Below are 7,315 nucleotides of genomic sequence, written 5' to 3'. Positions count from 1 at the left end.
GGGTCCATTGGAACACTGCCAGAGCCAAAACCGTCTCGGGGATGTTCCAATTAGGTTCATTGAAATCATCTAATTACCCAAAACTTAAAAAACAAACACATGTCGATTAACAGAAAGGAAGATTCATATATGCGTGAAGTTGTGATAGTAGAAGGTGTAAGAACACCGGTTGGCAGAAGAAAAGGATTACTTAAGGATATTCGCCCGGATGACCTTGCTGCAGAAGTGCTGAAGGAGGTTGTCAAACGGGCTGGCATTGATGCTTCCCTCGTTGAAGATGTAATTCTTGGCTGCGTGACACAGGCAGGCGAGCAGGCTGGCGACATTGCAAGGGTGGCAGCCTTGATTGCTGGCTTCCCAATTGAGGTTCCGGGAACGACTATAGACCGTCAATGCGGTTCAAGCCAGCAGGCTGTCCACTTTGCAGCACAGGCAATCCTGGCCGGTGATATGGATGTCGTCATTGCCGGCGGTGTAGAGAATATGTCGAGAGTGCCAATGGGATCGAATTATCAAGATGCGGTTCCTTTCAGCCCGAAGCTGAAGGAGCGCTATGAAGTTATCCATCAGGGACTGTCTGCAGAAAGAATCGCTGAGAAATATGGGTTTACACGTACAGAGCTTGACGAGTTCTCGGCTGAAAGCCACAGACGGGCTCTGAAGGCACAGGCTGAAGGTTATTTTAAAAAAGAAATCATGCCTCTCGAAGTCACACTTGAGAATGGTGAAAAAATCTTGATGACCGAGGATTCCGGCCCACGTGAAGGCACGACATCCGATGTTCTCGGAAACTTGAAGACAGTTTTCAAAGAAGATGGTGTCATCCATGCAGGGAATTCCAGCCAGATTAGTGACGGTGCTGCTGTACTCCTGCTGATGAGCCGTGAAAAGGCAGAGGAGCTGGGATTGAAACCGCGCTTCAAGGTACATACAAGAGTGGTTGTCGGTTCTGACCCGACCTTGATGCTGACAGGCCCAATTCCTGCTACGGAAAAAGTGCTCCAAAAAGCAGGCCTGAAGCTTGAGGATATTGATGTGTTTGAAGTGAATGAAGCATTTGCTCCAGTTCCGATGGCATGGCTGAAAGAAATGGGTGCTGATCCTGGAAAGCTGAATCCAAATGGCGGCGCGATTGCCCTGGGCCATCCACTAGGGGCAAGCGGAGCGCGCTTGATGATTTCCATGATGCATGAACTTGAGAGAACCGGTGGCCGCTATGGGCTGCAGACAATGTGTGAAGGTCATGGAATGGCGAATGCGACGATTATTGAACGTTTGGATTAAGTCGGTAGCTTTTAAGGTTTCGAAGGTGATGGTGTGAATCCATTGTTGAATTTGAACAGGTTTAATTGGCAACATACATCCGGAAGATACACACAGTAAAGCATAAAACGACATTTACCAGGAGGAATGAAAATGAGCACGACGATCGGCAAAATTTTTGACCTGACCGTAATGAAATTCCCGAACAAGGAAGCCCTCTATGATGCACGCAAAAATGTCCGCTTTACTTATAGTCAATGGAACGATGAGGTGAACCGGCTTGCAAATGCCCTTTTAAATGAAGGGGTTAAAAAAGGTGATCGAGTATCCACCTTCCTTTTCAATACAGAGGAGCTGGGTACAGCCTTCTTTGCCTGTGCCAAAATCGGAGCTGTCTTTAATCCAATCAATTTCCGGCTGATGGGCGAGGAGGTTGCTTTCATTCTGAACGATGCCGCTCCAAAGGTGGTTCTTTTTGAAAAAGCTGTGGAACCGGTTATTGCTTCAATTGAAAACCGCTTCCCGCATATTGCTTTCTGGTTCATAGATGATGAAACGCCTGAGTATGCAGCAAGCTACCATGAAAAAGTTCAAGCAGTAGAACCTAAGCCTGTTCACATGGATATTAATGAAAATGATTTGTATGCAATCATGTACACAAGCGGTACGACGGGCAGGCCAAAGGGGGTCATGCACAAGCACCGGAATATGGTGGAGCAAAGCCTTCTTGTTATTGGTTCAACAAAACTGGGAGCGAAGGATGTTGGCCTTGTGACTGCGCCGATGTTCCACTGCGCAGAGCTTCACTGCGCGTTCCTGCCGCGTGTACATGTTGGAGGGAGCAATGTGATCCTCCATCAATTTGCACCAAAAAAAGTGCTTGAATTAATTGATTCAGAGAAAGTAACTAAGTTCTTTGCTGCGCCAACGATGTGGAATATGCTTTTACAGGAGAATTTGGAGGACTATAATATCGAAAGCCTGAAACTTGGACTTTATGGTGCTGCCCCGATGGCGCCATCGCTTGTCCATGCTTGCCATGACAAACTAGGAATTAAGTTAGTTCAGGCATATGGAATGACAGAAATGGGACCTGCAATTACCTTCCTTTCTGAAGACGACCAGCTTACAAAGGCAGGTGCAGCAGGCCAGGCGTGTTTAAACCATGAAATCAGGATTGTCAGGCCGAATGAGGATGGTCCTTCTGATCCTGATGACATCCTGCCTCCAGGAGAAAGCGGTGAAATCATCGTTCAGGGACCTTGCTTGATGTCAGGCTATTTTAACCGAGAAGAAGCTTCTGAAAAAGCGATGTACAAAGGCTGGTACCATTCAGGCGATATCGGTTATTTGGATGAAGAAGGCTATCTGTGGGTTAAGGATCGGGTAGATGACATGATCATAAGCGGAGGCGAAAACATTTATCCGCGTGAGGTTGAGGATGTCCTGCATGCACATGAAGGAGTTCTTGACGTAGCAATTGTAGGCCAGCCGGATGACCGCTGGGGTGAAAGCGTCACTGCCTTTGTTGTAAAAAAAGATCCTCAGGTCACGGAAGAGCAGCTTGACGAATGGTGCAAGAATAGCGATAGCCTGGCAAATTACAAACGCCCTCGTAAATATATATTCGTTGATGCGTTGCCGCGTAATGCGAGCGGGAAAATCCAGAAGTTCATGCTCCGCAAGCAAATGGAAGAGCTGTTTTTTAATTAACAGTCAGCGTAAAAGAAAGGATTTTGCACCATGCTGAATGGCATTAAAATTATCGACTTCACTAATTATATACCTGGACCTTTTGCGACGATGAGGCTGGCTGAATTAGGAGCAGAAGTCATAAAGGTGGAAGCCCCTGAAGGAGATCCTGCCAGGAATACAGGTAACGGTTACGTATTTACTGCTCACAACCGGCGAAAAAAAAGCATTGTGATCAATTTGAAGCATGGAGAAGGAAGGCAAATAGCACTTGGTCTCCTTGCAGATGCAGATGCGGTCGTTGAGAGTTTCCGCCCTGGTGTTATGGAAAAGCTCGGACTCGGATATGAGACGGTAAGCTATATAAATCCCGGCATTGTCTATTGCTCGATTACCGGCTATGGAAACAGTGGCCCGATGTCGCACCTTGGCAGCCATGACTTAAATTACATGAGTCTTAGCGGTGCCCTTGCCCAGCTGAAGGATAGCAGTGGGAAGCCGGTGCATCCAACGAATACAATTGCCGACTATATTGGCGGCATGGCAGCCAGCGAGCGGATCCTCGCTGGTCTGGTGGCCCGCGGATCAACAGGAGAGGGGAGCTATCATTGCATTTCGATTACTGACAGCATGGCATCCTTGATGGCGAACCATGTTTTAATTGAAAGAGAAACGGGATACCAAAATGGCGTTTCTGTGCTGAACGGAACGGTAATCGGATATATGCTGTATGAAACGAAAGATGGCCGATATGTTAGTCTCGGCGCACTGGAACCTAAGTTCTGGAACAATTTTTGCCAGGCTGTTGGAAGGGAAGATTGGCTGCCTGCTCATTATTCAAAACCGGATGAAACCAATCCAACATACCGGGAACTAGATGATTTGTTTAAAAGCAAATCCCTTGCAGAGTGGTCAGAATTTGGGATGAAGGTGGACTGCTGCCTTGCCCCTGTTTTGGAGGCAGGGGAGCTTGCGAAGTATCCTTATTTTAAAGAAAAGGACTTTGTCTCCGCTGAGGGACAAATTAAAATGTATGCAGACAAAAATTTGGCTGCAGCAGCCCCGCCGCAAATAGGAGAACAGACTGAAGATATTTTAAGGGAATCACTTGGAGTGACTGAACAGCAAATAAGAGATTGGCAGACTAAGGGTATCTTATAAAATTAATATTTTTCGAGAAGCGGAAGGGGAAATGTCGGTATGATGAATGTTCCACTGACAGTAGGGTCACTATTGGAAAGAGCAGAGAAGTTTTTCCCTAAAAAACAGGTAGTTTCACGGACCTTATCGGGAATCCATCGGTTTACTTACAAGGAAATAGGCGAGCGCACCCGCAGACTTGCCAGTGCCCTTGAAAAGCTTGGGGTTAGCAAAGGAGATAGGGTCGGAACGTTTGCCTGGAATCATCACCGCCATCTAGAAGTCTACTTCGCTGCGCCGGGGATGGGTGCTGTGCTGCATACAATCAACATCCGCCTGTCTCAGGAACATGTCTCTTATATTATCAATCATGCAGAAGACAAGGTTTTATTAATAGATGAGGATTTGCTGCCGCTGATTGAGCGAAGCAAGGAGCAATTTAAAACCGTAGAGGCCTATATCATCATGACGGATAAGGATGAGCTTCCAGAAACAACGCTTGATCCAGTCTATTCATACGAAGCCTTACTCCGTGAAGCCAGCCCGAATTTCGAATTCGAGAAGGATCTCGATGAAAATGACCCGGCCGGAATGTGCTATACCTCGGCAACGACAGGGAATCCAAAGGGAGTAGTATACTCTCACAGAGGAATCGTCCTGCACAGCTTCGCATTTGGATTGGCGGATACCGCGGCGCTTTCGGAAACGGATGTAGTCCTTCCAGTTGTGCCGATGTTTCATGCAAATGCATGGGGGCTGCCGTTCGCTGCGACCTGGTTCGGCTCGACACAGGTACTGCCTGGGCCGCTGTTCACACCAAAGCTGCTGGCAGAGCTGATCGAACAGGAGAAAGTTACTTTTACTGCTGGTGTACCGACCATTTGGCTCGGCTTGCTGAACGAACTCGAAAATGGAAGCTATGATACTTCTTCGTTACGATCCATCGTCTGCGGCGGTTCAGCAGCGCCACGAGGAATGATCAAAGCCTTCGAAACGAAATATAAAATTCCGTTCCTTCACGCATATGGCATGACGGAGACGACTCCGCTTGCGACTGTATCACGCCTTAAAAGCTATCAGGTCGGCTTGGACGAGGATGAAATCCTCGACATCCGCTCGAAGCAAGGTCTCCTTGTGCCAGGCCTGGAAATGAAAGTAATCGGCGGTAATGGAGAAGTCAAATGGGACGGCGAGGAAATGGGTGAACTCCTGCTTCGCGGACCATGGATTGCTGATGAATATTACAAGGATGAGCGTTCTGATGACGCGTTCAGAGACGGCTGGCTGTACACTGGGGACGTAGCAACCATTGATGAAGAAGGTGTCATCAAGCTGGTCGACCGCACCAAAGACCTGATCAAGAGTGGCGGAGAATGGATCTCCTCTGTTGATCTAGAGAATGCCTTGATGGCACATGAAGCTGTGTTCGAAGCAAGCGTCGTTGCCGTGCCGCATCCGCAGTGGCAGGAACGCCCTATTGCCTGCGTCGTCTTGAAGGAACAGTATAAGGATCAAGTCGATAAGCAAGAGCTGCTCGATTTCATCACACCGCAATTTGCCAAGTGGTGGCTGCCAGATGATGTCGTCTTTATGGAGGAAATCCCGAAGACTTCAGTAGGTAAGTTCCTGAAACGGGCCCTGCGCGACCAGTTAAAAGACCACTTAGCACAGAAATCTTAATCATTAATGGCCGGCCGCATTTTGCGGCCGGTTTTTTATGTGCTCTTGTGAGGCGAATGGGAATAAGATCTTACCCAATTCACAAACGAAAATGCTAATTCTTCGCTAACCATCAATGAATGTTCAAAATAAATTCCATTCGCGCCTATCCTGATTGTTTTTCTAATAACATTGTTCTTTAGTCAAAATTTAAAACTTGCAGGTAAAGTACAATTAATATATTATATGTTTAAACACTTAAACATTTAAACAATTAAACATTAGATATAAATCTGGAGGTATTTTAATATGAATAAAACAGTTTTGATCACTGGAGCGACAAGCGGTTTAGGATATGAATTTGTAAAGATGTTTGCTGCCGATGGGTATGATTTAGTGCTGGTAGCACGGAATAAATTGAAAATGGAAGAGATAAAGAGCCATTACTCAAATACAAAAGTTACTGTTATTGAAAAAGACTTAAGCAAGCAATATGCAGCCAAAGAGGTTTTTGAGGAAGTTAAAGCTGCTGGTATCACGATTGATACATTAGTGAATAATGCAGGTTTTGGGTTAATGGGTAAATTTGAGGATCTGCACATTAGCAAACAATCGGAAATGATCCAATTAAATATCGCCGCACTTACTGAATTGACATATTACTTTTTACCTGAAATGAAAAATAGTTCTAATGCAGCGAGAATTCTTAATGTTGCCAGTACTGCGGCTTTCCAGCCCGGCCCTTTAATGGCGGTTTACTATGCAACGAAAGCGTTCGTTCTGTCATTTTCAGAAGCATTGGCTGAAGAGCTGACTGATACGAGTGTAACAGTAACCACGCTTTGCCCGGGAGCCACAAAGACGAATTTTGCTTCCGTTGCCAATGTTGAAAAAACAAAAATGTTCCGCGGCGCAATGTCATCACAAGAAGTTGCTGAAGAAGGATATCGAGCACTTTTATCTGGAAAGCGGGTAGTCATAACTGGCAGCACGAACAAACTAGGTGCGTATGCCGCAAAATTCCTCCCAAGAAGCTTAGCAGCTAAAATAGCCAAATATGTTGCGAAAGAGGCATAACTGCGTTTTAATATTGGAAAAAGAAGAATAAAGGAGATCGTTCAATGGGGGAACAAGCAATCGATGTTTTTCGTTCGTGCATACCGCTCTTTACTGCATTAAGTGATCCAGCCAGGCAGGATATCATATTGCTTTTGGCTGAACACGAGAGCTTAAGTGTTAACCACATAGCAGAGCATTCAACTTTATCGCGGCCGGCCATTTCCCATCATTTAAAAATACTACGTGAACAAAATATTGTGGCGATCGAACAAAAAGGCACACAGCGGTATTATTCTCTCTCTCTAGACAATTCGGTTGAGTTATTGAAAAAGCTGATACACACCGTGGAAAATGAATGTATTTAATATGAAAACCTGGAGCTTTGCTTCAGGTTTTTTTATTTGGATGGCTCTGTTTAAGCTGAATGATGATTTTTAAACCCTGTTGATTGTAGTGAAAGGCGCGTAGACTCCTCCGAAAATGCTAACGCATTTCCATCGTG

The 7,315-nt window shown here is 45.8% G+C and carries 6 protein-coding genes; all 6 read left to right on the top strand.

All coding sequences use genetic code 11. The annotated features are described in order from the left end of the window. Nucleotides 1-129 precede the first annotated feature (129 nt). Nucleotides 130-1,284: a thiolase family protein gene (locus tag V7654_RS10815; protein WP_335430345.1), complete on the top strand. Its 1,155-nt coding sequence runs from the start codon at nucleotides 130-132 to the stop codon at nucleotides 1,282-1,284. Nucleotides 1,285-1,416: 132 nt separating this feature from the next. Beyond that, on the top strand, nucleotides 1,417-2,976 hold the full coding sequence (locus tag V7654_RS10810; RefSeq protein ID WP_335430344.1) for a fatty acid--CoA ligase: 1,560 nt from the start codon (nucleotides 1,417-1,419) through the stop codon (nucleotides 2,974-2,976). A 30-nt stretch (nucleotides 2,977-3,006) separates the two neighbouring features. After that, nucleotides 3,007-4,116 carry a CaiB/BaiF CoA transferase family protein gene (locus V7654_RS10805; protein WP_335430343.1) on the top strand — a complete coding sequence of 370 codons (1,110 nt, stop codon included), beginning with the start codon at nucleotides 3,007-3,009 and terminating at the stop codon, nucleotides 4,114-4,116. A gap of 39 nt (nucleotides 4,117-4,155) precedes the next feature. After that, nucleotides 4,156-5,775, top strand: a complete 1,620-nt coding sequence (locus tag V7654_RS10800; RefSeq protein WP_335430342.1) for a long-chain fatty acid--CoA ligase — start codon at nucleotides 4,156-4,158, stop codon at nucleotides 5,773-5,775. Between the two features lie 288 nt (nucleotides 5,776-6,063). Next, nucleotides 6,064-6,831, top strand: a complete 768-nt coding sequence (locus V7654_RS10795; protein ID WP_335430341.1) for an SDR family NAD(P)-dependent oxidoreductase — start codon at nucleotides 6,064-6,066, stop codon at nucleotides 6,829-6,831. A gap of 44 nt (nucleotides 6,832-6,875) precedes the next feature. Further along, on the top strand, nucleotides 6,876-7,178 hold the full coding sequence (locus V7654_RS10790) for an ArsR/SmtB family transcription factor (RefSeq protein ID WP_335430340.1): 303 nt from the start codon (nucleotides 6,876-6,878) through the stop codon (nucleotides 7,176-7,178). Nucleotides 7,179-7,315 lie beyond the last annotated feature (137 nt).

This window comes from Bacillus sp. JJ1609, from assembly GCF_036967045.1.
Taxonomy (GTDB): Bacteria; Bacillota; Bacilli; order Bacillales; family Cytobacillaceae; genus Mesobacillus.
The sequence above is the reverse complement of the archived record's forward strand: the minus strand, read 5'-3'. Positions and strand labels throughout refer to the sequence as shown.